Origin of the sequence: Desulfovibrio sp. 1188_IL3213 (genome assembly GCF_036763145.1) — a bacterium.
GTDB lineage: Bacteria > Desulfobacterota > Desulfovibrionia > Desulfovibrionales > Desulfovibrionaceae > Desulfovibrio.
Window position 1 is genome coordinate 1 of record NZ_JBAIYR010000542.1, and the last position, 1,333, is coordinate 1,333.

The following is a 1,333-nucleotide window of genomic DNA, read 5'->3' on the forward strand; positions in this document are numbered from 1 at the left end:
AGACCCTTGGCCTGCACACCAGACGGCGCTGACAACAGCGTGACCTGCATGCCGACGACATCCGGTAGCGCCCCGGCCTGTGCAGCCTCGCATGGGGCGGACGCTGTTACAGCCTCGCCCGTGCCTGTAAGGGTTACGGCAGCTGTGGTCTGATACACGGTGCCGTCGGCATCTTTGGCCTGGGTATAGGCGGGCACAATAGAGCCGGGGCGACCTGTGACCGTAATTGTGCCTGTAGCTTTGGTGGCCGCGCGGCGCGTAATGCCGCGCAGGGCGCAATGTTGCTCCAGATATTCCGGGTCTGCGGTGTCAGGGATGATCTGGCGCACTATCCATGCCTGATGATCGTACAAGCCCTCGGCGGCGCTGGCTGTGCCAGTGGCGCGTATATAATTGTCGCTGTCCGCATCAGTATGGGCGGCAGGGTCAAGGTTGCGCATGTCGCGCAGCATGCGGGTACGGATGCTATCAAAGCTGGGAATGGTGTACGGCATGCCTAGCCCCCTACCTGCACAAAATGCTCAAATGTATACGGCGTACCCGTGGCGTCCACCACCTCAACAAGCATCAGGCAGCGCCCGTCATGCGGCTGCTGCGTTGTGACCGTGACAGAGCGGGCGCGGCCTTCCCGTATAAGCTGCTCAAGGGCTTGTTCTGCATATTGCCGGGCAAGTAGCTGGATGCGTGGCACGTCTTTTTCGCGCTGCAACTCGTGCAGGCGGCTGCCAAGCGTTGTGTCGGCCCACCATGTGCCGAGCGGCGTGCAAAGGCGCAGGTAGACCGCATTGCCAAGATGGCTGATGCGGCTGCCTGTGTAATCGCCTGTTGTGGGGTTAATTTGCGCGTCCATCGTTGTCTCCGTGCGTCTTGTGTAACAAGACGGCGGACAGAAAAAAGACTGGCGCACGTCAGCGGTTGGCTATTGGGGCTGGCCTGTACTGCCGCTGCCCGTCTGCACGCCCGTGTGGGAGTGCTGGGTGAGGCTGATGCCGCCCGCAGTGTGGTCGCCGGTGGATGTCATGCTGCCGCTCTGGGCAATGTCGCCCGTGATTTTGACATTGGCGGTCATTGCAACAGTGTCGCCCTTTTCGCCTGTGGCCGTCAGGTTGCCGGTGACAGTTGTTTGCGGAGTGTCAATTATGACACCGTTTCCCGCTGTAATTTTGGCATGGTTTTTAACATTGATATTGAGATTATCGCAGTCTATTTCGACTATGCGCCCGGCTTTGATATGGACGTACGCGCCCTCCTGACTGTACATGCGGGCCTCACCGGGGGCGACCTTGAGGCGATACGCGCCGTGCTCGGTGGCAATGACCACGCTGGCGCTGCT

2 protein-coding genes and 1 pseudogene are annotated in these 1,333 nt (G+C 60.3%); all 3 read right to left on the reverse strand.

The genetic code is table 11. The features are described from left to right. On the reverse strand, positions 1-494 hold a 494-nt coding region (locus V6C16_RS13430; protein WP_333543459.1), incomplete at its 3' end, for a baseplate J/gp47 family protein. A gap of 2 nt (positions 495-496) precedes the next feature. Continuing rightward, positions 497-850, reverse strand: coding sequence for a phage GP46 family protein (locus tag V6C16_RS13435; RefSeq protein ID WP_072312614.1), 354 nt, complete (start codon positions 848-850; stop codon positions 497-499). 69 nt (positions 851-919) lie between these two features. Beyond that, positions 920-1,333 (reverse strand): annotated as a pseudogene (locus V6C16_RS13440) (phage baseplate assembly protein V); the annotation flags it as partial.